Below are 23,611 nucleotides of genomic sequence, written 5' to 3' on the forward strand. Positions count from 1 at the left end.
GCAGGTTGCCTGTGAGGTCTTCCGATGTTCATGTGAGCGATGATGACCGGAAAGGCACCCCTCGCTCCGGGAGAACCGCATGGCACCGCGCATCCTGCTGGCCCGTCACGGACAGACCGCATGGTCCCTGTCCGGCAAGCACACGGGACGCACGGACATCCCGCTGCTGGAGGAGGGCCGCCGCGGCGCCAAGCTGCTCGGCGAGCGGCTGGCCCGGGAGCCGTGGGCGGGGCTGCCCGGCGTCGCGGTCCGCACGAGCCCGCTGGTCCGCGCGAGCGAGACCTGCGACCTGGCCGGCTTCGGGCTCCAGGCGGAGCCGTGGGACGCGCTCATGGAGTGGGACTACGGCGACTACGAGGGCATGACCCCGGCCGAGATCCATGCGGTCCGGCCCGGCTGGCTGATCTGGCGGGACGGGGTGCCGGGGGGCGAGACCCTGGCCGAGCTCGGGGCGCGCGCCGACGAGGTGGTGACCTGGGCCCGCTCGGCCGAGCGGGACGTGCTGGTCTTCGCCCACGGGCACGTCCTGCGGACGCTGGCGGCGCGCTGGCTGGGCCTGGACCCGTCGTTCGGCGCCCGGATCAAGCTGGACCCGGCCTCGCTGTCGGTGCTGGGCTGGGCGTACGGCTCCCCGGCGCTGGAGCGCTGGAACGACACCGGCCACCTGGACGGCTGAGGCGGCGCCCGGCGGCCGCCGGGGGCGGTCTTGCGCGGGGCTGGACAATGGAGGGTGGCCCGGAAACCGGGGCCGGCCGGCGCGGCGCCCCTCGCCGTGCCACCCGTACGCAGACGACCAGCCGGAGGAATCGCATGGCAGAGCCCGAGCGGACCGAGCGGAGGCTGCGGCCCGCGCCGCTGCTCTTCGAGCCCTCGGAGGCCGCCGCGGACCCGGAGCACTTCTTCGACCTGGAGTCCATCGAGGACCCGGGCGAGCTGCTGGCGCGGGCCACGGAGCTGACCCTCGCCTTCCGGGCCGCGCAGGACCGGGCCATGGAGTTCCAGGCCCTGGCGGCGGCCCAGCTGGCGGACCCGCGGCGGTTCGACAGCATGCCCCCGGCGGAGATCGCGGCCCGGGCGGACTGGACCGAGGACTACGCCGACCGGATGATCGAATTCGGCCGCGGCCTGCTGAGCGGCAAGCACGACCCCGCCTGACCGGGGGATCCGGAGGGTACGGGGGTACGGGCAGGGCCGGGGTGACGGGCCGAACGCGCAACCGGAATGACCGGCCGAACACCAGGACCGGGTGACGTCGCGAACATGCGCGCGAGGGCGCCACTGGCATATGCCGGGGCGGAAGATACCCCACCCCGTGGTGTCCTGTCCGGGTTTTGCGCAACTCCTTGGAACGGAATCACCACGGCCGGTAAACCTAGGGTGCATGAGCTCCTGGGTGCGAGACGAGACGCGAGACGAACCGGCCACCGGGTGTCAGGCCGCCTTGGGCGCCGACGAGGCCGATCTGTTCGGGCTGCTGGAGGCGGAGGGGTTCGGCCGGCACGCCGCCGCCCACGTGACCCCGCCCGGCGCCGCGTGGCTCTCGTCCGCCTCCCCCTACCCCCGCAGCACCCTCTCCCTCTGGGAATCGCGCCCCACGGCGCCCGCGGTGCTGCCCTGTGGTTCCGCATTCGACGTCGTGAACGTGCCCGCGGTGTTCGGGCGCCGGATGCTGGACCGGCTCTGGGAGGAAGGCCCGGGCTCGGGCCCGGTGGCCGTGCACCGCGGACGGATGCTGCTGTTCGCCGCGCCCGGCACGGCCCACCGGCTGCCCGCACTGCTCGACTGGGAGGAGTGGGGCGAGGCCATCCCGGCCCTGCTGTGCCACGGCCGCGGGGACGCGGTGGCCGTCCCCGCCCTGAGCGCCCCGGTGGGCGGCGGGCGGGCGGCTTCGCGCTGGCTGGTGGCACCGGACAGCAGGCAGCCCTGGCTCCCGGGCCCCGAGGTGCTGCTGTGGGCCTGCGTCCGAGCCGCCCGTACGGCCTCGGCTGCGGCGGTGCGGGTATCGATTTTTCCTTCCGCCGGTCCGGATGCTAATGTCTACGACGTCAGCAGGCGCCGCTAGCTCAGTTGGTTAGAGCAGCTGACTCTTAATCAGCGGGTCCGGGGTTCGAGTCCCTGGCGGCGCACCGACGGAAGAAGCCCCTCGCATCAGCGAGGGGCTTCTTCGTGTTCCGGCACGCGCTCCGCGATCGGCCCGGCCGGGAGCGGATCATGTGGTGATCTTGACGGTCCAGTCCCCGGAGGGGGTCCGGTCGGCCACCTCCACGCGGATCCCGTCCCCGGGCACCGTGTACGTCTCCCCCACCTCCAGGGGTGCGTCGGCGAGCGCCGGGAAGACCGAGTCGTCCCAGCAGGCCTCGGTGCCGGGATGGGTGTCCAGCACCTCGACCGGACCGCCGCCCGAGGGCGCCTCGTTGCGGACGCGGTAGATCAGCACGCCCTCCGTGCAGGTGTCCTCGTCGTTGCCGGCCGAGCCGCGCGCCTCGATGGCGATCGCGGTGTCCTCGCCGGTGCGGACCACCGCGAGCCGGGTGCCGCCGCGGGCCCCGGGCACACCCGGCGCGCCGAGGGACTGGAGGGTGTGCAGGGAGGTGCCGCCCTGCACGCAGTCCACCTGGCCCGGGTCCAGCCAGCCCAGCTTCCACTTGTGCCAGGCGAAGAGGTCGGGCGCCATCCCGAACTGGCTGCCCATGACGTCCCAGTCGCCGACGTACGTGTCCCAGTCGCCCTTGCCGTCGGTGGGCCGGTGGTAGAGGTCGGGCAGGTCGAAGACGTGCCCGGTCTCGTGGGCGAGGACGTTGCGGTCCGGCGGGTGCTGCTCGAAGACGGTGACGATGCGGTGCAGGTCGGAGCCGTCCGCGCGGATCGGCCGGTCGAAGTTGACGACCTTCGTGGCGTCGGAGTCCACGCCCGGGGCGTCCGGGTCGGCGACGAAGTAGACGATGTCGTAGCGGCTGAAGTCCACCGCCTTGTCGGCGGTGGCCACCGCGTCGCGCAGGTAGGCGGCGCGGTCCTCGGGGGCCCAGTCCCGCTTTATGCGGTAGGCCGTGGAGGGCCGGGGCATCCGGACCCACTCCTTCCCCGGGTGCGGCACGAGCCGGAACCTCCCGTAGGAGGCCCGCTCGAAGAACCGGCTGGTCTCGGGGAAGTAGTCGCCGGTGAGCTCCTCGGGGGTGGTGTGCGGGCGGGCGTCCGGGAAGGACAGGAAGACCATCACCGCGTTCAGGGTGCGCACCGGGCGCGGGTAGGCGGGGTTCCAGGTGTCCACGCCCAGCGAGTGGTGGGCCGCGGTGCGGGTCAGGGCGCAGGGGCCGCCCCGGGGGGCGGCGACCGCGGGTCCGGCGACGAGCGACATGGCGGCGAGTGCCGTCAGGGAGGTGAGCGCCGCCGCCGCACTGCGGACGCGGGCGCGCTCCACTCCCCCGGGTGTCTGCTGTCGCGGCACGTGGACCTCCGGTGGGGGTTCGGGACATCCCCACCACCTTGTGCCGATATGCAAGGTGTTGTCCTGTTCCAGTGCCCCACACGAGTGAGCACGAGCCCACGCCGCTGACCACCGTGAACATCACGGAACGTCACATTCGATCGAGTGACGGACAGGGCCGTTCAGGGCCGGGCACGGCCGCGCAGAAACGATCTATCCGGGCTTTCGCGGGCCCCCGGACCGGCCGGCCACCACCCCCCGGCGACGGCCCTGCGGCTGGATAGGGCACCGGGGTGCCTCTATGATCGGCACACTTTCCTGCGCGGACACCGGGAGCGAGCGGTGAGCGGAACATCGGAAGGACCCCGTTCAGCGGCCGACAGCCCCCGGGGAACCACTACGGAGCGTCACTTCACCGGTCGGTCGCCCGCCGAACTGCGCGACTACCGGGCCGCCTTCAACGCGGCACACCTCGCCATGGCCGTCGTGGACCGCGACGGACTGGTGGTGGCGGCCAACCACGCCCTGGCCCAACTGCTGGGCGCCGAGCCGCACTCCCTCGTCGAGCAGTCCGCGGCCGAGCTCGTGGACCTCGGCGCGGAGGCCCGTACCTGGCAGGCGTACCTGGAGGTGCTCCGCGGGCGGCAGGCCCGGCTGCGCTGCACCCGCCGGCTCAAGCATCCGGACGGGCACTCGCTGTGGACGGAGGTCACCCTCGGGCCGGTCCCGGGCACCCGGGACGTGCTGATGTCGGTCGCTGACATCAGCGACCGGCGCGATCTCCAGGCCCGGCTGCGGCACTTGCAGATGCACGACCCGGTGACCCGGCTGCCCAACCGGGCCCTGTTCTTCGAGCGGGTCTCGGCGGCGCTGGAGTCCTCCGCGTACGAGAACGGCGGCACGGGCCGGATCGGGCTGTGCTACCTGGACCTCGACGGGTTCAAGGCCGTGAACGACACCCTCGGGCACCGGGTCGGGGACCGGCTGCTGACGGCGGTGGCGGCCCGGCTGACGCACTGCGCGGACCAGGCCGGGTTCGGGCGCAGCGGCGGGCACCTGGTGGCCCGGCTGGGCGGGGACGAGTTCGCCCTGCTCGTCGAGGACTCCACGGGCACCGAGCAACTCGCCGAGCTGGCGCGGTCGGTGCTGGCGGTCGTGCAGGAGCCCTTCGACCTGGCCGGGCAGCGGCTCTCCGTATCCGCCTCGATCGGGGTGGTGGAACGGGCCACCGACGGCACCTCGGCGACCGCCCTGATGCAGATGGCCGACACCACGCTGTACTGGGCGAAGGCCGACGGCAAGGCCCGCTGGACGCTCTTCGACCCCGAGCGCAACGCCCACCGGATGACCCGGCAGGCCCTGTCCTCGACCCTGCGGCCCGCCGTGGAGCGCGGGGAGTTCGAGCTGGAGTACCAGCCGCTGGTGGACCTGGAGAGCGGGGCGGTGCGCGGGGTGGAGGCGCTGGTGCGCTGGAACCACCCGCAGTTCGGCACGCTGACGCCGAATCGGTTCATCGGAATTGCGGAAGAGGACGGGTCGATCGTGCAGCTGGGGCGGTGGGTGCTGCGGACGGCGTGCCGGCAGGCCCGCCGGTGGCAGCTCGACCACCCCTCCGAGAGCCCGGTGTTCGTCAGCGTGAACGTGGCCGTCCGGCAGGTCTGGGACTCGGATCTGGTGGGCGACGTGGCCGCGATCCTCGCCGAGACGGGCCTGGCACCCGAGCTGCTCCAGCTGGAGCTGACCGAGTCGGCGGTGATGGGCTCGGCGGGCCGCCCGTTGCAGGCCCTGCAGGAGCTCAGCGACATGGGCGTGCGGATCGCCATCGACGACTTCGGGACCGGCTATTCGAACCTCGCCTACCTGAGCCGGCTGCCGGTGTCGGTCCTCAAGCTGGACGGCTCGTTCGTCCGCGGCTTCCGCTACGAGGAGGGGGCGCACCCCAATCCGGCGGACGAGACGATCGTGGAGGCCATGGTGCAGCTGGCGCACCGGCTCGGCCTGACGGTCACCGCCGAGTGCGTGGAGACCGCCGGGCAGGCGGCGCGGCTGCGCCGGGTGGGCTGCGACACGGGCCAGGGCTGGCTGTACTCGCGGGCGGTGGCACCGGAGCGGATCGCCGAGATGATCGGCTCCCGCAGCGTGCAGTCGCAGCCGGGCTGAGTCGCCGCCGGAGGGCCGGCGGCGGCCGGATGCGCGGACGGGACCGCCCCGCACCCCGGAAGGAGGGTGCGGGGCGGCCCTTCGCCCGGCGCGCGGTGGGGGGGATCAGCAGGCGCCGAGGTCCTGCCAGACGCCCCACTCGCCGGTGGTGCCGGGCTCCTCGTTCTGCGTCCACCACTTGGCCTTCCAGGTGCGGCCCTTGTGGGAGACCTGGGTGCCGCCGGTGTAGACGGTGCCCGCGACGTACGCCGGAGCGGTGCAGCCCGTGGTCGGCGGGGTGGTCGGAGGCGTGGTGGGCGGCGTCGTGGGCGGAGTGGTCGGCGGGGTGGTGGGAGGCGTGGTGGGCGGGGTGGTCGGCGGCTGGGTGGTGCCGCCGAGGGCGTCCGAGATCTGGTTCAGCAGGGTGGTGTTGGCGTCGAGGCCGAGGAGCGAGTACATCATCGCGCCGGCGAGGCCGCGCTGCTTGCCGTAGTCGACCCGGGCCTGCACCGACTTCTGGTTGAGGCCGGTGAACCACTCGCCGTCCTTGTAGAAGTACGAGGCCTTGGCCTGGTCGTCCCAGAAGGTGGTCGCCGGGTTGTCGACGATCCCGCCGAGCTCCTTGTACAGCGCGATGCCGGCCTGCTGGCTGGTGGGACGGGCCCCGGAGGCGCCGGTCGCGGGCTGGGCGAGGCCGTTGGCGGTGCCGGCCGGGACGCCCTTCCAGCCGCGGTAGTAGAACTCGTAGCCCAGGGTCAGCTTGTTCGCGGGGAAGCCGCCCGCGATGCCGTAGGCCGGGTTGCCGTCGATCCAGGAGTCGATCGCGTTGTCGATGCTGTACTTCTCGGTGCCCGGAGCGATCGGGTCGGTCGGGTCGTTGGTGCCCGAGTACAGCGGGGACTGGTGGTACGTCGGCCCGTCGCCGTCCCAGGCGCCGTGCATGTCGTACGTCATGATGTTCGCGTAGTCGAGGTACGCGCCGATCTTGTCCGTCTCGATGTACTTGATCTTGTCCTGGCCGGCCGGGAGGGCCGCGGTCAGCAGGTACTTCTTGCCGCCGTTGGCCGCTCCGTACGCGTCGAGCTGGGTGCGGAACTCCTTCAGCAGGAGCGTGAAGTTGGCCTTGTCCTCGGGTCCGTAGTGGTTGCCGAGGTGGCCGCCGGAGGAACCGGGGTACTCCCAGTCGATGTCGATGCCGTCGAAGATGCCGGCCGCGGTGCCCGGGCCGCCGAAGCCGCCCTCGACGGGCAGGTTGCCCTTGATGTACTGGTCGATGCAGGAGGAGACGAACTTCTTCCGGCTGGCGTCGGTGAGCGCCGCGTCGTGGAAGTACTTCGAGTACGTCCAGCCGCCGAGGGAGATGTTGATCTTCAGGTGGGGGTACTTCGCCTTCAGTTCCTTGAACTGGTTGAAGACGCCCACGATCGGCTGGTCCCACTTGTCGGCCACGCCGTCCACGCTGTCGGCCGCACTGAAGGACTTCTGGTAGTCGGCGTACGAGTCGCCCGCGCCGTCGCCGGCGTTCGGGTTGTTGTCGTCGCCGGCCGCCTTGTTGGCCTCGAAACAGGTGAGGTTGGTGGGGTGGATGTTGCCGAACGAGTAGTTGATGACGTCCAGCTTGCCCGCTATGCCCCGGGTGTCGAGGTGCTTGGGGTAGAAGGCGTTGCCGTACACGCTCCACTGGTCGTAGTAGGCGATCTTCACACCGCCGGCGGCGGCGGCGGTGGCCGAGGTGTCGGCCGCCTCGGCCGTGGTGAGTCCTGCGAAACCGGCCAGCGCTCCGGCGGCAAGCGCGGCGGTGGTGGCGGCCGCGAGCAGCGGTTTACGGATGTGCATGAACTGCCTCCGGAGTTGGGAGGGGTGGGGGGCCACGTGTTGAGGAGAGTGATAGCCGCCGCGCCATGACCGCGTCAATGGTTCAGGCCAAATAAGGACTAGACCAGCTGGAAGGCAAAAGGGCCGGTCAGAGAGGTGGGCGGACAGCAGAAACCGCCCGCCACCCCCGGTGACGAGCGGTTTAAGGATCTCTTCAGGTGGCCGGGCGACAGGTTTTGGCAACAAACCAGCCAATCCCCGTTCGCACCCCGTTGACGGCTCAGCCGGCCCCGCCCGGCAGCCCGTACACATCTGCGACGAGCTCGTAGGACCGCAGACGCGCCTCCCCGCCGTGGGCGTTGGACGTGAGCATGAGCTCGTCCGCGCCGGTCCGCGCCACCAGTGCGTCGAGGCCCTTGCGCACCTGCTCCGGGGTCCCGTGCACGACGTTGCGCAGCCAGCCGTCCACGAACTCCCGCTCCGCCGGGGAGTAGTCGTACGCCGCCGCCTCCTCGGGGGTCGGGATCAGGCCGGGGCGGCCGGTGCGCAGCCGGAGCATGGACAGCGCCCCGGTCATGGCCTGCCGCCGCGCCTCCCGCTCCTCGTCCGCGGCGAGCACCGAGACCCCGATGACCGCGTACGGGGCGTCGAGGACGGCCGAAGGGCGGAAGGACTCGCGGTAGAGGTCGAGCGCGGGCACGGTGTTGGCGGCCGAGAAGTGGTGGGCGAAGGCGAACGGCAGCCCCAGCCCGCCGGCCAGCCGGGCGCTGAATCCGGAGGAGCCGAGCAGCCACAGGGGCGGCCTTCCGGTGGGCCCCTGCACGGGGCCGGGGACCGCGTGGACCCGGGCGTACGGATGGCCGTCGGGGAAGTCGTCGTCGAGGAACCGGGTCAGCTCGGCGAGTTGCCGCGGGAACTCCTCGCCGCCGGGGTCGGGGCGGGCCGCGCCGCGCAGGGCGGCCGCGGTGCCGCCGTCGGTGCCGGGGGCGCGGCCGAGGCCCAGGTCGATGCGCCCGGGGGCGAGTGCCTCCAGGGTGCCGAACTGCTCCGCGACGGCCAGCGGGGCGTGGTTGGGGAGCATCACCCCGCCGGAGCCGAGCCGGATCCGGCTGGTGTGGGCGGCGAGGTGGGCCAGGATCACGGCGGGCGAGGAACTGGCCACACCGGGCATGGAGTGGTGCTCGGCCACCCAGTGCCGGTGGTAGCCGCGCGACTCGGCGAGCCGGGAGAGCGCCACGCTGGTGCGGAGGGAGGCGGCCGCGCTGCCGCCGCTGCCCACCGTCACGAGATCGAGGACGGACAGGGGCACCGGGGCCCGCCCTTCCGCTTTGCCCCGGATGTCCTCACGCTGTGCAACCGCCATGACCGCTTCCGCCCGCTCTCTCCGCGCCGCCGAATCCGTACGAACAGGTCGAACAGACTCCGGGCGGCTCCCATTCCCCCGCGGCCGGCGGCACGTGGCATGACCTAGGCATATGCCAATCCGATGAATCCCTGCCCAGCGGGCCGGTTGCTCCGGCAATCTGCTCAACAGGCGCTCCACATCGGCTTTTTGCTGGCTATCGTGGGAAGGCAAGCGGTAACAACCTGCTAGGGGGAGCCGTGGCGCTGAAGCCGGAGCCGACCGCGCCGTTCCATTCGGTGCAGTACGCCCTTCGCGTACTCGAAACGATCTCTCGGCACACCGGGGGTGTGTCCGACGCCCAGATCGCCCGCGAGACCGGACTGCCCACCGCCCACCTGGCCCCGTTACTGCTGATGCTGCGCCGCGAGGGGTACGTGCTCCAGGTGTCGGAGGGCGCGTACGCGATAGGCGATTCCCTGGTCCTGCTGGGCTCGGGGGTGGACCGGCAGGAGGCCCTGCGGCAGAAGCTCCAGAGCGCCCTGGACCGGCTCCGGGACACGGTCGGCGCCGCCGTCTACATCAGCCGGTACGTGGACGGCGAGGTGCAGATCACCGGGGTCGCGGACGGCCCGCAGACGCCCAAGGTCCACGAGTGGGTGGACTTCCGGTCGGCGGCGCACGCGAGCGCGGTGGGCAAGTGCCTGCTCACGCAGCTCGACCTCAACGGCCGGCGCGACCACCTCTCCCGGCACAAGATCGCCCGGCTGACCTCGCGGACGATCACGAACGAGAAGGTGCTGTTCTCGAAGCTGGATTCGCAGCCGGCCACCGTGCCGATGCTGGACCTCCAGGAGTACGCGGTGGGGACGGTCTGCGCGGCGGTCCCGATCACCGCGGGCTCGGCGGTGGGCTGCCTGGCCCTGTCGCTCCCGGTCGAGCACGCGCACCGGCTGCGGGCCGCGGCCGACACCCTGAACCGGAAGGCCGCGCCCCTGCTGCTGTCGCTGAGCCTGTAGGGCGCGGCGGGGCAGGAGCCGGAAAGCACTTCGGGCGGTTCCCGGTGAACCGGAAACCGCCCGAAGATCAGGTGCGCCGCCAGGGACTCGAACCCCGGACCCGCTGATTAAGAGTCAGCTGCTCTAACCAACTGAGCTAGCGGCGCTTGCTGACAGAGAAAATACTACCTGGTCCCGAGGGGTGCTCGTGACCACCCCCGCCCCGGGGCTCCCGGGAGGCGTCTAGCGCCCCAGCAGACCCGCGCGCCCCCGGTCCTCGTACGCCGCGAGCAGGGCGGCCAGGTCGGCGGGGGTGAGCGGGCGGTAGCCGGGGCTGCCCGCGGGGCGCCACCAGACCTCGCCGGGCGGCCCGGGCTGCCCGGGCGGTGCGGGGTGAGCGGGCTGCGGGGGCGGGGGCGGTGCGGGCTCCGGGAGGAAGGCCGCGCGGCGGAGGGCGGACCGGTGCACCTTGTGCGTGGCGGTGACCGGCATCGAGGGCAGGATCCGCAGGTAGCGCGGGGCCATCTTGGTGCCGAGGTCCGGCTGGGCCGCGAGGAAGGCCGCGAAGGCCTCCGGGTCGAAGGCCGCGCCCGGGCGCAGCGCGAGGGCGGCCATCACCTGGTCCCCCGCGACCTCGTCGGGGACCGCGTAGACGGCGACGGCGGCCGCGTCGGACCAGCGGGCGAGGATGTTCTCGATCATGGCGGCGGCGAGGTTCTCGCTGTCCACGCGCAGCCGGTCGTCGGTGCGGCCGGCGAAGTAGAGGAAGCCGGCCTGGTCGCGGAAGAACAGGTCGCCGGTCCAGTACCAGCCGCCGCGCAGCCGCTCGGCCTCGGCTTCCGGGTTGCGCCAGTACCCCTCGAAGGGGCTGCGGCCGCGGTTGACCAGCTCCCCGATGGCCTCGGCCACCCCGAGCAGCTCGCCGCCGGGGCCGGTGCGGGCGGGCGGGCGCTCCCGCCCGGTGCCGGGGTCCACCACGGCGAGGTCGTCGCCGGGCGCGGCGCGGCCGACGGCCCCGGGCGGGGTGTCGTCGGTGCGCTGGATGGCGGCCCCGCCCTCGGAGGAGCCGTAGCCCTCGACGAGCGGCACCCCGAAGCGCTCGGCGAAGCGGGCCGCGTCCACGGCCCCCGCCTCCGTGCCGAAGCCGGTGCGCAGGGGGTGCTCGCGGTCGTCGGGGCGCGGCGGAGTGGCCAGCAGGTACTGCACGGCCCGGCCCACGTAGGTGAAGTACGTGGCCCCGAAGCGGCGCACGTCGTCGAGGAAGGCGGAGGCGGAGAAGCGGCGGCGCAGGGCGATGCCGGCGCCCGCGTACAGGGCCGGGGCCCAGTCGGCGATCACGGCGTTGCCGTGGAACATCGGCATGCAGATGTAGTGGACGTCCTCGGGGGTGACGCGGAAGCGGTGCGCGAGGGCGGCGCCGGCGTGCGCGAGGCGGCCCTGGCTGCACAGGGCGGCCTTGGGCGCTCCCGTGGAGCCGGAGGTGAAGTAGAGCAGGAGCCGGTCCCCCGGGACCGGCCCGCCCCGGCGGAGCACGGCCTCGCCCGGCACGGCCGCCGCGTACGGGGCGAGCAGGGCGGCGTACTCCTCGGTGCCGGTGACGAGGATCCGTACGCCGGGGAGGTCGAGGCCGTCGAGGAGCGGCAGGTGGGCGGGCTCGGTGAGCAGGATGCGGCAGTCGGTGTGCAGGATGTCGCGGGCCAGCTCGGGGCCGCGGCGGGTGGGGTTGATGCCGGCGACGGCGGCCCCGGCGAGGGCCGCCGCGCCGAGCCACAGCGGGAACTCGGGGGTGTTGTCGAGCAGGATCCCGAGGTGCGGTTCGGCCTCGCGGGGCAGGAGGTCGACGAGGAGCGCGGCGCGGGCGGCGGATTCCGCGGCGGCCCGGTGGTGGCTGAGGGCGGTGCCGTGGTCCCTCAGGCCGGTCCGGTGGTCGCCCCACTGGCGCAGGACGAGCTCCGCGACGGTCTCCGCCGCGCCCGTGCCGCCGCTCGGACGGCTGCTGGTCGGCATGGCGCCGGACGATAGCTGACGCCCCGTCGGAAATGAAGACGGCGGGGACGGGGCGACGGGGACGGGCGGGGGGACGGGGACGGGGACGGGGACGGCGGCAGGGACGGGGTGGCGGGGAGGCCGGTCCCGTCAGAACTTCACGTCGGAGCAGGCGTAGAAGGCCATCGGCGTGTCGTTGACCGTCCAGACGGCGAGGATCATGTGCCGGCCGGTCTTGCCCGCGGGCATCGTGCCCTGGTGGACGGTGGTCATGGCCGGGCGGGCGCCGTTGTAGGCGACGGTCAGGAAGGGGGCCGGGTCCAGGGCGGCGCGGGTGAGGGGCTTGGTGGGGTCCCAGCCGTTCTTCGTGACGTAGTAGCGGAAGTCCGTGGTGGAGTGGTTGGCGGTGAACTGCCAGCGGAAGTTGTAGCTCTGGCCGCTGGTGACCTGGGTGGCCGGCCAGGCGCCGCCGCGGGGGTCGTCGAGCTGGGCGAACTCGCTGTGGCCGCCGGCGCAGATCTTGCCGTCGGCGGGGCCGGCCGCCGGGAAGCCCTTGTAGCCCTCGACGCTCTGGGGCTCCCACTGGATGGGGCCGCAGTCGGAGACGGTCTTGTTCTGACAGAGCTTCTGGCGGCTGATGGGCTGGTCGGTGTAGCCGTGGCCCTCGGCCGTGGGGGCCACGAGGACGGTGGCGCCGAGGACCAGTCCGAGGGCGAGCGCGGTGGAGCCGGTGCGCAGGCCGCCCGGGGTACGGGATATGAGGGTGTGACGCATGATGCTCCTCGAACGTGGGGGGGGTGCCGGGGATGGGGAGGCCCGGAGGGGAGTCCGTGGGCGCGCGTCCGCGCTTTCAGGTCTAGACCAAGTCCCAAGTCTCAGATTATTGACGGGAGTTGGCCATGTCCATACCAATGCGGGAACGGCCGGACCCCGGTCGGGGTCCGGCCGCTGCGGCTGCGGGACGGGATCTGGCGGGCGGTGCGCGGGGCGCAGGCGGGACGGCCGGGACGGGGGCGCCGGGGCCCGGGGGCTACTCCTGGCGGCCGGTGTAGAAGGCCACCGTGAGGTCCTTGACGAGGGCTTTCCGCTCGTAGTCGTCGAGCTCCACGATCCCGCGGCTGGTCAGCCGCCGGACGGTGTCCTCGACGGCGTCCACCACCGAACCCAGCACGCTGTCCCGGTGCTTGGCGTCGATGGCCGCCACCCGGCGGCGCTGCATGGCGGCCGCGACCTCGGGGGCGTACTCGATGCGGATCGGCTGCGCGGAGAACACGTCGATGCCGACGGCCTCGGTCTCGGCCGCGAGCAGCCGGGTGAGGGCGTCGCCGACCGCCTCGGCGTCGCGCAGGGTGGGCGCGTCCTCGTGGAAGGCGTCGGCCGGCAGCTGGGACAGCACCCGGGCCATGGCCGCCTCGACCTGCTCGGCCAGGTACGCGGTGTGGTCCGCCACGGCGAGGGTGGCGCGGGCGCAGTCCTCCACCCGCCACACCACTTGTACGACCACCCGCAGGGCCAGGCCGCCCGCGTCCACCGCGGGCATTGGCTCGCTGCGCCAGTGCCTCAGGCGTACGTCCACGCGGCGGCGCAGGAGGAGGGGGCTCACCCAGACCAGACCGGTACGGCGGACGGTGCCGCGGTAGCGGCCGAAGAGGGTCAGCACCCAGGCGTGCCCGGCCCGGCCGCGGCCGAGCCCGCCGAGGGCGAGCAGCGCGAGCACGCCGAGGGCGGCGAACGCCGCCCAGTCCAGGACGCCGAGCGACGCGTGGTGCGGGCGCACGGCGAGGCCGAACGCGCGCTCCGCGCGGGCGGGGAGCGCGCCGGCCCGCGCGAACACGGCCGCGACCCCGGCGAGCGCGGCGCCGCCGACCGCGACCGCCGCCCACCCGGGCAGCACCGGGCCGGGCCGCTCGCGCAGCTGCGGATCGGCGGGGGGCGCGGGGCGGCGGGGCGGGGGTGCGGCTGCGGGGCGGGGCGGGGCCGGGAGGGGGGTCCGCCGTTCCGCCGGGCGGGGGGCGGCGGCCGGGACCGGCACGCTCCCGGCCGGGACCCCGGAGCCGTCCCGGAACAGCAGGTGCACGGGGATCTCGGTGGCGGCCGCAGTCCGGATCACGTGCCGCGGGGGGCCGGGCACCCCGTGCCCCCGCCCCGCCGGGGCGGCCGCGTCGGGCACGGCCCCGAGAACCACGACCGGCAGCCCCTGCGTGTCGTCGTCCCGCAGGCCGCCGGCCGGCCCGTCGCCCGATCGGGAGGAAGCGGGTGCGCCGAGGGCCGGACCGGCCGCCCCGCCCCCCTGGTCGGCAGCGTCCACGACGGACAGGAGAACGGTTGCTTCGCCTTGCGGGGCGGGCGTGCCCAGGGGCGTGGTCGCTTCGCCTTGCGGGGCGGGCGTGCCGAGCGGCGTGGTCGCTTCGCCGTGCGGGGCGGGCGGGCCCAGGGGCGCGGTCGCTTCGCCTTGCGGGGCGGGCGTGCCGAGCGGCGTGGTCGCTTCGCCGTGCGGGGCGGGCGTGCCGAGCGGCGTGGTCGCTTCGCCGTGCGGGGCGGGCGGGCCCAGGGGCGCGGTCGCTTCGCCTTGCGGGGCTGCCGTTCCCGCGGCGGGTGCGCCGACACCGGGGAGCGGGGTGGGGCCGGTTGCGTCCGGGTGCTGGGCTTGGGCCGGGGGCTCCGACCGGACCGGGGACTGTGCCTCGGACTGGACCCGGTCCTGCGCGTGCGCCCCGGCCTGGGCATCCGCCTGGACCTGCGCCCGGTCCCGGGCACGGGCCACTGCCTGAACCGGAGCATGGGCCTGGCGCTCCGCCTGGACCCGCGCCACTGCCTGGGGCCGGGCATGGGCCGGGGCCGGGGCCGGGGCCTGGGCCTCGGCCTGGGCCTCGGCGGCAGCCTCCGCCGTGGTGACCGCCTCGACCGGCGCATGGGCCTTGGTCTCGATCTGCGCCCTGGCCACCGCGTGGACCTGAGCCGGGGCCTGGTCGCCCCCCGGGGCCGGGGGGTGGGCCTCGGTCCGGGCCTCCGCCTCGGCCTCGGCCTTCGGCTCGGGGGCACCCGGGGCGGGCGGGCCGTCCGCCCGGCGGGAGCCGGGGCCTGAAGGCAGGGCAGGGGCGCCGAGCGCCGCTGGGGTGGGTGCAGAGGGTGGTGAGGCGACCGGAGCTGCGGGGTCCCCGAGGGGCAGGCCGCCGCCCGTCCGGTGCGTGCCGACGGCCGGAGCGTCCGTACGGGTTCCGGGGATGCACCCCGTGGCGGCCGGGGCCGCGCCGCGGGAGCTCTCGTCCGGTCCGCCCGCGGGGGTGCGGACGGCTGCGGGGTGGTCCTGCGCCGGGCCGGTCGGGCCCGTGTCGGGGCGGGCGCCCGCGGCGGGGTCGCGGAGGGCCTGGTCGGGTGTGCCTTCGGGCGCCCGGCTCGCCGGTCCGCCGGCCCGGCATTCCGGTACCGCGGCTGCGGGCGGCTCCGAGGCGCCCGCGGGCGGGGCGGCAGCGGGCGGGGCGGCAGCGGCGCCCGTGCCCGGGGCGGCGGTACGGCAGGCCGCCGGGCCCGCGGTGGCACCGGCGCGGGCCGCGGCCGGCTCCCTCTGCTGGGCAGCCGACGGTTCGGCGTCCGCGGACGCGCGGGGGGCGGGGGCGAGCGCGGTCGCCACGGGGGTGGCGGCCGCGGGTACACCCACCCGCACGCCCTGCACCCGCCCTGCCGGGGCTCCACCCCCGGACCCCCGCGCCTCGATCGCCGGCGAGGCTTGATTTCGCCCCGCGGCGTCGGAGTCGCCCCGCAGGGGCCCGGTGCACGATGCGGACGGAGTCGGGCTGCCGGGAACGGAGTCGGGCGTGGCGGCAGGCACGCGTACGGACACGAGGTCGGGCGCGGGCGCGGATGCAGGGGCGATTTCCCACGCGGGTGCGGGGTCCAGCGCAGGTGCGGGCGCCGGAGCCGAGGGGGCCAGGGCCGCCGGGGCCGGGGAGGCGGCCGGGCGCCCCGGGCCGGGGCGGGCCGGGATCCACGGGCCGGGGGCGGGGTGCCAGGTCATGGTGCCGGTGGTGGATGTGGTGCGGGTGGGGTACACGGGTGCCTCCGTCACGCGAAGAGCCTTCGCCAGGTTTCCGGGCCGGGGTGGCCGTCCGCTGCGGAGCCGCGCCAGCCCTGGGCGCGCTGGAAGGCCTCCACGTTGCGGCGGTCCGCCTCGCTCCAGACGAGGCCGGGGCCCGAGGTGTAGTGCTTGCCGAAGCCTTTCTTCACCAGCTGCCTGCCGAGCGCGGCGACCGCCGGGTGCATGCTGCCGGGGCGGAAGACCGCGGCCCCGGGGTACGCGGGCACCGGCGCCTTGGCGAGCGGACCGGGGGCGGGACGCCCGGAGCCGGTGCCGGCATGCCCGGGAGCTGGAGCGGGACGCCCGGAGCCGGTGCCGGTGCCGGTGGATCCGGGGGCGGGGCGCCCGGGGGACAGGGCCCGCGGGATGTCGCGGCCCTGCTTGCGGACCAGCAGGCGCCAGGTCGCCGGGCCGGGGAGACCGTCCGCTGCGGGGCCGGTCCAGCCCTGGGCCCGCTGGAAGGCGCGGGTGGCCTGCCGGTCCGCCTCGGTCCACCGCGGCCCCGGGCCGGTGGTGTAGAAGCGGGCGCCGCCGCGTGCGATGAGCATCTGGCCGAGCCGGCTGACGTACCCGTTCTTCGCGCCCGGTCCGAAGGTCCACCGCCCCGGGTACGCCCCCGGCGCCGTACCGCTCGCGGCGGCCGGGGCCGGGCCCGGTGCCGGCGCGGGGCCCGGGTCGGCGGGGAGGCCGCTCACCCCGTTGTAGCGGTACGGGAGGTACTTCGCGGCGTTGTTCCAGTAGCCGTACGGGGTCGCCTGCTTGCGCACGTTCGGCGGGGTCTGCTCGTACGCCGTGTAGTACGTCCGCGTGTGGTCGGTCCAGCCGCCGAAGATCGTGACGTGCGAGCCCTTGCTCGGGTCGGCCGGGTTGTGGAACAGCAGGATGTCCCCGGGCAGCAGCTCGTCCTTGGTGATCAGGGTGGCGAAGGTGTCCAGGCTGCCGGTCCACTCGTTCGTCCCGAGGTCCCAGGCCATGGAGACGTAGCCCGAGCAGTCCTGCCGGTACCCGTCGGTCCAGTACTTGGACATGCTGTACGGGACCCCGGCGTCCAGCCACAGCTTCGCGCGGTTGATGATCGACGCCCGGTCGATGCGCCGCACCTTGGCCGGGCCGGCGGCCGGCACCAGGGCAGGCTTCCCGGCCGGACCGTGCAGCCCGGCCGGCGCGCCCTGGGGGTTCCCCGTACCGTCGGCGCCGGAGACGGTTGCGGAGACCGGGCCCCCGCCGGGGCCCGCGGTCCGCCCGGGCCCGTCGGCGGCGGCCGCCGCGCCCCCGCCGCCGAGGACCACTCCGGCGGCCGTCACCAGGACGAGTGCCCGGCGCGGTCCGTGCGCGGCGGGATGCCCGCCGCCCCGCAGGGCCGCGCGCTGCGCCACGCATCCCGGGCAGGCGCAGTCACCCGCGGGTCTGTAGTCACGGAACACCGGTGCCGGCATGCGCTGCGTCGTCATCCTGTCCGTCCACTCCCCTGAATCCTCGTCATAAACGTTGCGGCCATCACACATACTGCACGCACAACGGGGCGAAGATGGGTTAATCGGACAAGCCGGGCGTGGCTCGGTTGGGAGCACCCCCGCAGGTGCGGTAGAGTTTTCTCTGTCAGCAGGCGCCGCTAGCTCAGTTGGTTAGAGCAGCTGACTCTTAATCAGCGGGTCCGGGGTTCGAGTCCCTGGCGGCGCACCGACAGAAGAAGCCCCTCGCATCAGCGAGGGGCTTCTTCGTCTTCCGGGCCCGTTCCGCACGAGCGCGTTCTGCACGAGCAGGGTTCTGCACAAGCGCCTTCCGCCGCCGCGCTCACCGCTTCGTGCCGCTCACGCCCGTCAGGTACGCCGACACGACGACGTTCGCCGTGTACTCCTTCGCCACCCGGTCGTACGCACCCCCGCACGTGATCAGCCGCAGCTCCGCCCGGCCGCGCACCTTCGGCCCGTAGACCTTCGCCGCGTCGAAACGTTCCTTCTCGTAGACCTGCACGTCCTCGACCGTGAACTGCGCGACCAGCCCGTCCGCCCGCACCACCCGGACCGCGTCCCCCGGCTCCACCGTGCTCAGCCCGTAGAAGACGGCCGGCTTGGACGCCGTGTCCACATGGCCCACCAGCAGGGCCGGGCCAGCCGCCCCGGGCCGGGTGCCGCTGCCGTACCAGCCGACCGTGCCCGGCCGGTCGTACGGCGGCGGGTCGATCGCCCCGTCCCGGTCCAGCCCGCGGGAGACCACCGGCGCCTGGATCCCCATGCCCGGCAGGTCCAGCCGGGCCGGCAGCGCATCGCCCGCGATCGGCGCGTGCGCGGCCGGCAGCCCGGCGCCGGACACCGCGCCCGCCGCACCCGCACCGCCCTGCGGCACACCGGTGATCTCCCGGCCCCACAGCCACAGCCCGAGCACCAGCACCGCCCAGGCCAGGCCCGTCAGCATCCGCCCGCTCAGCGGGGAACGCGGCTCATCCCCCATCCCGCGCGCCCCTCACCCGCCGCTGCGGCGACGGCGGAGCCGGAGCGCGCGGCCCGCCACCGCCAGGGTGGCGGCGCAGGCGAGGACGGCGCCGACCACGGTGTGCGGCAGGCCGGGGCCGCGGCCGCCCTCCTCGTCCTTCCTCGCGGCGGCGAGTTCCGCGGACATGCCGCCGCCGCCCGCGTGCACCGGCCAGACCGGCGAGGGGTGGTGGCTCGGCTCGCGGTGCGCGATCTGGATGCTGCCGGTGGCCCGGCGGTCGTGCCCGTCGCAGGTGACGTGGATGCTGTACCAGCCGGGCCGGGCGTGCGAGCTGATCATCGCCTCGCCGTAGAGCGGGTGGCCGCCGCCGTCCCGGCCGGACAGCTCGGCGTCGGCGACGAACACCTCGGACTTCGCCGTGCCCCTGGTGCCGTTGCAGCTGTTGACGCGCAGCTCGATCTGCGACCCGGGCGAGGCCGTGGAGGGGGTGGCCCAGACCGTGCCGCGGTGCTCCTCTCCGGCACTGGCCGGAGGGGCACCCGCGAGGGTGACGGCGGACGCGGCCAGCAGGACGGCGGCCGCCCCGGTGGAACGGAGAGCGAGCACAGCAGCGCACATGGTGAAACCTCCTGGTAGGGAGGTTCACCCGGGCCCGGCCCGGCCGCATCCCGGCGGGCGCCGGGCTGACCCGTACGGGTGCGGCATGCCCCCGTACAGGCCCGTGCAGGCCCGTGCAGGCCCGCGTACAGGTGCGCGTGCAGGTGCGCCGCGCGGCTGCCGGGGGCGCGCCGGCTCAGATGCGCTCGACGAGGTCCGCGATCGAGTCGACCGTCTTCGACGGGCGGTACGGGAACTTGTCGATGTCCTCGACCGTCGTCAGCCCGGTCAGCACGAGGAAGGTCTGCATGCCCGCCTCCAGTCCGGCGAGCACGTCGGTGTCCATCCGGTCGCCGATCATGGCGCTGGTCTCGGAGTGCGCGCCGATCGCGTTGAGGCCGGTGCGCATCATCAGCGGGTTGGGCTTGCCTGCGAAGTACGGCTTCTTGCCGGTGGCCTTGGTGATCAGCGCGGCCACGGCGCCGGTGGCGGGCAGCGGGCCCTCGGTGCTCGGTCCGGTCTCGTCGGGGTTGGTGCAGATGAACCGGGCGCCCGCGTTGATCAGGCGGACCGCCTTGGTCATGGCCTCGAAGCTGTACGTACGGGTCTCGCCGAGCACGACGTAGTCCGGGTCGTGGTCGGTCAGCACGTAGCCGATGTCGTGCAGGGCGGTGGTCAGCCCGGCCTCTCCGATGACGTACGCGGTGCCGCCCGGGCGCTGGTCGTCGAGGAACTTGGCGGTGGCCAGCGCGGAGGTCCAGATGTTCTCCACCGGCACGTCCAGGCCCATGCGCTGGAGACGGGCCTGGAGGTCGCGGGGGGTGTAGATGGAGTTGTTCGTGAGGACCAGGAAGGGCTTGCCCGAGTCGCGCAGCCGCTTGATGAACTGATCCGCGCCGGGGATCGGGGTGCCCTCGTGGATGAGGACCCCGTCCATGTCGGTGAGCCAGGATTCGATCGGCTTGCGCTCTGCCACTGGACTGTTCTCCGCTCTGCGGGGGCCTCTGACCTTGGTTGATCTCTGGTCTGTACCACCCTATCGGGGAGCGGCCCGGACCGCGCCCGCCGTCCACAGCGCGGACCGGGCGGGCGGGGGAAGGGCGGGGAGTGAGGGGGCTTGGGGGCTGCCCGGCCCTTGGCCGGCCCTTGCGCGGCCCCTGCCCCGCTCCGGCTTCCGACGGTCCGTCACTTTCCTTCCGTACGGGCGCTCCCCGGCAGCCGCTCGACCGCGACCAGGGCGGCGTCGTCGCCGAGGCTGCCGCCCGCGGCGTGGGCGAGGAGGTCGGCGCAGAGGTGGTCGAGCAGGGCCCGGGGGCTGTGCCGGGGCGCGCCGGCCAGCCGGTCGGCCAGCGGGTAGAAGCGGCCGTGCTCGTCGCGGGCCTCGATCACCCCGTCGGTGTAGAGCAGCAGCAGGTCGCCCGCCGCGAAGGGGAACCCCTGCGCGCGGAGCCCGTCGGGGGCGAACTCCGTGAGCCCGAGCGGCGGGGCGGGCCCGTCCACCTCCAGTGCGCGGACCCGGCCCTCGCGCAGGAGCAGCGGCGGCGGATGGCCGCAGCTGAGCAGGCTCAGGGCCTCGGCGCCGTCCGGGATGTCGAGGACGGCCGCGGTGGTGAAGGCCTCGGCCCGGTCCTCGGGGTCCTCCTCGCCGGGTGCGGTGCCGGATGCGGCGCCGGGGGCGGTCGGATCCGCGGGCGTGCGGGGGTTCCGGCGGTCGCCGGCGTCCTCCCGGCCAGGTGCGTCCTCGCGGTGGCGCGCGTCCTCGCGGTCGTATGCGTCCTCCCGGTCGGAGGAGACCGTGCCCTCCAAGTAGGCGACCAGGCCGGGCAGATCGGTCTCCCGGTGGGCGGCGGCCCGGAACGCGCCGAGCACCAGGGCCGCGTCCCCGACCGCCGCCAGCCCCTTGCCGCGTACGTCCCCGATGATCAGCCGGGTGCCGTGGGCGGTGCGGGCGGCCGCGTACAGGTCCCCGCCGATCTGCGCCTCGGCCGCCGCGGCCAGGTAGACGGAGGCCAGGCGCAGCGGGCCGATCCGCTCCCGCAGCGGCCGCAGGAGCACCTCCTGGGCGGCCTCCGCGACCAGCCGCAGCCGGGTCAGCTGCTGCTCGCGGACCTCGCGGAGGTGGGCGAAGAGGGTCACGAACACCGAGATCAGGAGGAGGGCGGTGATCTGGAAGGTGTGGTTGAGGTCGGTGAGCTCGGTGCGGGCGGCCGCCACCACGGCCTGGACCAGCACGGCGGCGGCGCCCACCACGGCGGTGGCCCGGGGGCCGCGGAAGGAGGCGGTCAGCGCCGGGGCGGCAGCCAGGAAGGGCCCCAGGTGCACGTCCGGCGGGGCCAGTACGTCCACGGCGCCGACGAGCACGATCAGCGCGAACGGCACGGCCAGGAGAGCCTGCCGCCGCGTCCGTGAGCGGTGCCGGCTCGCCGCCGGGGAGCGGGGATCCATCCTTCCTGGATACACGCTCCCCGGCGCGGCGGCGCCCAGGCCGGGCCGCGGGGGCCGGGCCGGGGGACGGCCACCCGGGGGCACCGGCGGGGGCACGGGCCGGGGCACGGGCCGGGGCACGGGCCGGGGTCCCCTCGTACGAGACGAGCACCTGGGCCGTCCGCGGCCCCGCGGCGGTGGTGGGGGGCGTGGCGGAGGGCGGCCGTCGTCCCGCCCGTGACCGACGTTGTCGGTCCGGCGCTTCTTCAGGCGGTCCGGCGCCGGGGGCCGGCCGCCGAAGTCGCGCACGGAGCAGCTCCTCCCAGGTCCTGGGGACCCGGGCGAGCTCCTTCTCGTCTTGGACGGAGCCGAAGGAGTCGTTGACGACGGAGGGCCACGTCCCGCCGGTGTCCTCGTCCCGCCGTTGACGCGCTCGGAGCCCTGCGGGCGGTAGGCCTCGACGCGCCCCTTGCCGTCGGGATGCCGGATGAACGGCTGAAGGGTGATCAGTACGTCGGCCTGGGAGTCCGCGGAGCCTGCGGCGGCGCCCCCGCAGGCGGTGAGCCCGGCGGCGGGGGCGAGGGCGAGACTGCCGGCGGCGGCGAGCGCGGGGCACAGGGCACAGGGCGCGGGGCGCAGGGCGCAGGGCGCGGGAAATCGTCGTGGCGCTCAGCTCGCCCGGAGAGGGCGGAGCAGAGCGCTGCGGCTGCGCCCGGCGAGGGCAGGCAGCAGCGGGAGCCTGACCCGCCACAGGACGCACCCGGGCCGGGCCCGAGGCCTGCGGCGGCCACCGGACCCTGCCGCTGGGCTCGCGGCCGTCGTACGCCCAGCCGTCGTACGCCCCGCCGCCGGGCCCCAGCCGTCGTACCTCCGACCGCTGGGCCCTCAGCCTCTGGATCTTCCGCCGCGTGGCCCTCGGCCGCCTGTCCTACAGCCGCCGGGCCCTCAGCCGCCGGGCCGCCAGCATCAGCCCCGCACCCGCGCCGGCGGCCGCAGCGGCTGCGCCGGCCGCCCCGTACAGCCGCCCGGTGCGGCCCGTCTCGGCCAGGGAGCCGGCAGCCCCGGGCTCCGCCGGCTCCTCCGGGCCCTCGACGGAGAAGCGGTAGCCGCCGCTCTCGCCCACCCAGTCCCCGTCGTCCCCCTTGCGCTGGACGAGCGCGGCATCGGCGAGGACCTCCCCGGGCGGGGTGTCCTCGGCGAATGCGAGCCGGACGGGCACGGTCACCGACCCGTTGGCGCCGACGGTGAACCCGGGGAAGGACCCCGCCCCGTCGAACACGGCGATGATCTCGTCCTGGTCGGACTGCTCCAGGCTCACCGGGTACGTCGCCCCGCCGGCCGTGAACTCCATGCGGAACTGCCCGGGCGCGAGGGCGTGGGCCCGGTCGGTGAACACGACGACGGGATGCACGGCCGGGCAGTCCTCCCCGGTGGCATTGGTCAGGTCGAGGTACCAGGTCTGCGGCCCGCCCCCGCTCCGGTAGACGGCCGGCCCCCCACGGATCCGCGCCCCCAACGGGAACTTCGCACTCCGCCCGTCCCCGCAGTCAGGCTGTACCCGCGCCGGCAGGGCCGGCGCCGGCTTGGCCCCCCCGCCCTCCCCGATGTCGTGCAGGGAGTGGGGGGCGGCGGCGAGGGGGGTGGGGTGAGGAGCGGCGGGGACGAGGGGAGTTGCGGGCGCCGCGGCAGCCACGGGAACTTCGGGTGCCGCGACACCGAGGGCATGGGCACGAGGAACGGGGGCCCGCAGGGTGGGGGCGCCTGGGCGCAAGGCGAGGGTGGGGGCGCCTGGGCGCAAGGCGAGGGCGGGGAAGGGGACGGCCGCGGCGAACACGGGCCGTGCGGCGGCAGGAACGAGGCGCCCCGGAGCCGCGACGGGAGCCTGGGCCATGCCCGGCACGGAGGCGGGGAGGACACGCCCCGCGGCTGGGGTGACAGCCGGGAGCAGGGCAGGCGCGAGGACGGGCCGGGGGCCCCGTGCGGGCGCCGGCACGGCGGCGGGGACGCGCGCCGGAGCCGCAGCGGCGGCACGCGCGGGCGGGAACGCTGCGGCCGACGCGGGGGCGGGGACGAATGCCGCGGCGGGCGCGGGGGCCAGGGCGGCCGCGGCGATGGACACGGCCAGTGCTGTGCGGAATCGCATGAAGGGCCTTCACTGCTCGCCGGACGTTGGTCGGACCAGGTGACAATCACCCCGCCGTCCCCGGCACCCTCCCACGCCCACCGGCCCACCCCGCCCCCACACGCCGCTCCCCCACCCCTTTACCCCCCGTCCGGACCACGGACGTGCCCACCCACGTCGGCCGCCGACAGCCCCGCCGCACCCGACCGCGGCAACGGAGGGACCAGCCCAGCAGAACCCGGCTCCGGCCGCACCC

Annotated in this window: 17 protein-coding genes and 3 tRNA genes; 7 read left to right on the forward strand and 13 right to left on the reverse strand. The window is 75.0% G+C overall.

From position 1 onward, the window contains the following. Positions 1 to 79 precede the first annotated feature (79 nt). From ACZ407_RS04550 to ACZ407_RS04565, 4 genes are all read left to right on the forward strand, one after another. Entirely contained in the window at positions 80 to 676 is a 597-nt protein-coding gene (locus ACZ407_RS04550; protein WP_468125411.1) for a histidine phosphatase family protein, read from the forward strand. 134 nt (positions 677 to 810) lie between these two features. Beyond that, on the forward strand, positions 811 to 1,155 hold the full coding sequence (locus tag ACZ407_RS04555) for a hypothetical protein (RefSeq protein WP_468125413.1): 345 nt from the start codon (positions 811 to 813) through the stop codon (positions 1,153 to 1,155). 226 nt (positions 1,156 to 1,381) lie between these two features. Continuing rightward, positions 1,382 to 2,062 carry a bifunctional DNA primase/polymerase gene (locus ACZ407_RS04560; RefSeq protein ID WP_468125415.1) on the forward strand — a complete coding sequence of 227 codons (681 nt, stop codon included), beginning with the start codon at positions 1,382 to 1,384 and terminating at the stop codon, positions 2,060 to 2,062. Continuing rightward, a tRNA-Lys gene (locus ACZ407_RS04565) sits at positions 2,053 to 2,126 on the forward strand. Before ACZ407_RS04560 ends, ACZ407_RS04565 begins: the two co-directional genes overlap by 10 nt. 83 nt (positions 2,127 to 2,209) lie before the next feature. Here ACZ407_RS04565 and ACZ407_RS04570 read toward each other — a convergent pair. Further along, positions 2,210 to 3,445 carry a M6 family metalloprotease domain-containing protein gene (locus ACZ407_RS04570; RefSeq protein ID WP_468125417.1) on the reverse strand — a complete coding sequence of 412 codons (1,236 nt, stop codon included), beginning with the start codon at positions 3,443 to 3,445 and terminating at the stop codon, positions 2,210 to 2,212. 321 nt (positions 3,446 to 3,766) lie between these two features. Between ACZ407_RS04570 and ACZ407_RS04575 the strand changes: the two genes are divergently transcribed. Further along, positions 3,767 to 5,584 (forward strand): putative bifunctional diguanylate cyclase/phosphodiesterase, encoded by a 1,818-nt coding sequence (locus tag ACZ407_RS04575; RefSeq protein WP_468125419.1) that lies wholly within the window; start codon positions 3,767 to 3,769, stop codon positions 5,582 to 5,584. A gap of 105 nt (positions 5,585 to 5,689) precedes the next feature. Here the strand turns inward: ACZ407_RS04575 and ACZ407_RS04580 are convergent, their stop codons facing one another. Both ACZ407_RS04580 and ACZ407_RS04585 read right to left on the reverse strand, forming a co-directional pair. Then, positions 5,690 to 7,399, reverse strand: coding sequence for a glycosyl hydrolase family 18 protein (locus ACZ407_RS04580; protein WP_468125420.1), 1,710 nt, complete (start codon positions 7,397 to 7,399; stop codon positions 5,690 to 5,692). Between the two features lie 259 nt (positions 7,400 to 7,658). Continuing rightward, on the reverse strand, positions 7,659 to 8,741 hold the full coding sequence (locus ACZ407_RS04585) for an LLM class flavin-dependent oxidoreductase (protein WP_468125422.1): 1,083 nt from the start codon (positions 8,739 to 8,741) through the stop codon (positions 7,659 to 7,661). A gap of 239 nt (positions 8,742 to 8,980) precedes the next feature. Between ACZ407_RS04585 and ACZ407_RS04590 the strand changes: the two genes are divergently transcribed. Beyond that, positions 8,981 to 9,739 carry an IclR family transcriptional regulator gene (locus ACZ407_RS04590; RefSeq protein ID WP_468125423.1) on the forward strand — a complete coding sequence of 253 codons (759 nt, stop codon included), beginning with the start codon at positions 8,981 to 8,983 and terminating at the stop codon, positions 9,737 to 9,739. Between the two features lie 72 nt (positions 9,740 to 9,811). Here the strand turns inward: ACZ407_RS04590 and ACZ407_RS04595 are convergent. The 5 genes from ACZ407_RS04595 to ACZ407_RS04615 all read right to left on the reverse strand — a co-directional run bounded on the left by ACZ407_RS04595 (position 9,812) and on the right by ACZ407_RS04615 (position 17,215). After that, positions 9,812 to 9,885, reverse strand: a tRNA-Lys gene (locus tag ACZ407_RS04595). Between the two features lie 76 nt (positions 9,886 to 9,961). Further along, positions 9,962 to 11,725: an AMP-binding protein gene (locus ACZ407_RS04600; RefSeq protein WP_468125425.1), complete on the reverse strand. Its 1,764-nt coding sequence runs from the start codon at positions 11,723 to 11,725 to the stop codon at positions 9,962 to 9,964. A gap of 129 nt (positions 11,726 to 11,854) precedes the next feature. Next, positions 11,855 to 12,442: a lytic polysaccharide monooxygenase auxiliary activity family 9 protein gene (locus tag ACZ407_RS04605; protein ID WP_468125485.1), complete on the reverse strand. Its 588-nt coding sequence runs from the start codon at positions 12,440 to 12,442 to the stop codon at positions 11,855 to 11,857. A 292-nt stretch (positions 12,443 to 12,734) separates the two neighbouring features. Next, on the reverse strand, positions 12,735 to 15,362 hold the full coding sequence (locus tag ACZ407_RS04610) for an SPFH domain-containing protein (RefSeq protein WP_468125427.1): 2,628 nt from the start codon (positions 15,360 to 15,362) through the stop codon (positions 12,735 to 12,737). A 404-nt stretch (positions 15,363 to 15,766) separates the two neighbouring features. Further along, a complete protein-coding gene (locus ACZ407_RS04615) occupies positions 15,767 to 17,215 on the reverse strand; it encodes a peptidoglycan-binding protein (protein ID WP_468125487.1) in 1,449 nt (482 codons plus the stop codon). 170 nt (positions 17,216 to 17,385) lie between these two features. Here ACZ407_RS04615 and ACZ407_RS04620 point away from each other — a divergent pair. Next, positions 17,386 to 17,459, forward strand: a tRNA-Lys gene (locus ACZ407_RS04620). A gap of 114 nt (positions 17,460 to 17,573) precedes the next feature. Here the strand turns inward: ACZ407_RS04620 and ACZ407_RS04625 are convergent. The 5 genes from ACZ407_RS04625 to ACZ407_RS04645 form a co-directional block, all read right to left on the reverse strand. Further along, complete coding sequence (locus tag ACZ407_RS04625; RefSeq protein ID WP_468125428.1) at positions 17,574 to 18,230, reverse strand: class F sortase; 657 nt, start codon at positions 18,228 to 18,230, stop codon at positions 17,574 to 17,576. Positions 18,231 to 18,242: 12 nt separating this feature from the next. Further along, entirely contained in the window at positions 18,243 to 18,830 is a 588-nt protein-coding gene (locus tag ACZ407_RS04630; protein ID WP_468125430.1) for a hypothetical protein, read from the reverse strand. Between the two features lie 175 nt (positions 18,831 to 19,005). Then, a complete protein-coding gene (locus ACZ407_RS04635) occupies positions 19,006 to 19,785 on the reverse strand; it encodes an HAD-IIA family hydrolase (RefSeq protein WP_468125431.1) in 780 nt (259 codons plus the stop codon). A gap of 209 nt (positions 19,786 to 19,994) precedes the next feature. Beyond that, complete coding sequence (locus tag ACZ407_RS04640; protein WP_468125433.1) at positions 19,995 to 21,254, reverse strand: PP2C family protein-serine/threonine phosphatase; 1,260 nt, start codon at positions 21,252 to 21,254, stop codon at positions 19,995 to 19,997. Positions 21,255 to 22,161: 907 nt separating this feature from the next. Continuing rightward, positions 22,162 to 22,644 (reverse strand): hypothetical protein, encoded by a 483-nt coding sequence (locus ACZ407_RS04645; protein ID WP_468125434.1) that lies wholly within the window; start codon positions 22,642 to 22,644, stop codon positions 22,162 to 22,164. Positions 22,645 to 23,611: the final 967 nt, after the last annotated feature.

Source organism: Streptomyces sp. NPDC030809, from assembly GCF_055572195.1.

Excerpts from the sequence above, each read along its gene's own strand:
- ACZ407_RS04585 (WP_468125422.1), bottom strand. The coding sequence starts at position 8,741 with ATGGCGGTTGCACAGCGTGAGGACATCCGGGGCAAAGCGGAAGGGCGG.
- ACZ407_RS04600 (WP_468125425.1), bottom strand. The coding sequence starts at position 11,725 with ATGCCGACCAGCAGCCGTCCGAGCGGCGGCACGGGCGCGGCGGAGACC.
- ACZ407_RS04555 (WP_468125413.1), top strand. The coding sequence starts at position 811 with ATGGCAGAGCCCGAGCGGACCGAGCGGAGGCTGCGGCCCGCGCCGCTG.
- ACZ407_RS04560 (WP_468125415.1), top strand. The coding sequence starts at position 1,382 with ATGAGCTCCTGGGTGCGAGACGAGACGCGAGACGAACCGGCCACCGGG.
- ACZ407_RS04640 (WP_468125433.1), bottom strand. The coding sequence starts at position 21,254 with ATGGATCCCCGCTCCCCGGCGGCGAGCCGGCACCGCTCACGGACGCGG.
- ACZ407_RS04630 (WP_468125430.1), bottom strand. The coding sequence starts at position 18,830 with ATGTGCGCTGCTGTGCTCGCTCTCCGTTCCACCGGGGCGGCCGCCGTC.
- ACZ407_RS04580 (WP_468125420.1), bottom strand. The coding sequence starts at position 7,399 with ATGCACATCCGTAAACCGCTGCTCGCGGCCGCCACCACCGCCGCGCTT.
- ACZ407_RS04550 (WP_468125411.1), top strand. The coding sequence starts at position 80 with ATGGCACCGCGCATCCTGCTGGCCCGTCACGGACAGACCGCATGGTCC.
- ACZ407_RS04615 (WP_468125487.1), bottom strand. The coding sequence starts at position 17,215 with ATGCCGGCACCGGTGTTCCGTGACTACAGACCCGCGGGTGACTGCGCC.
- ACZ407_RS04625 (WP_468125428.1), bottom strand. The coding sequence starts at position 18,230 with ATGGGGGATGAGCCGCGTTCCCCGCTGAGCGGGCGGATGCTGACGGGC.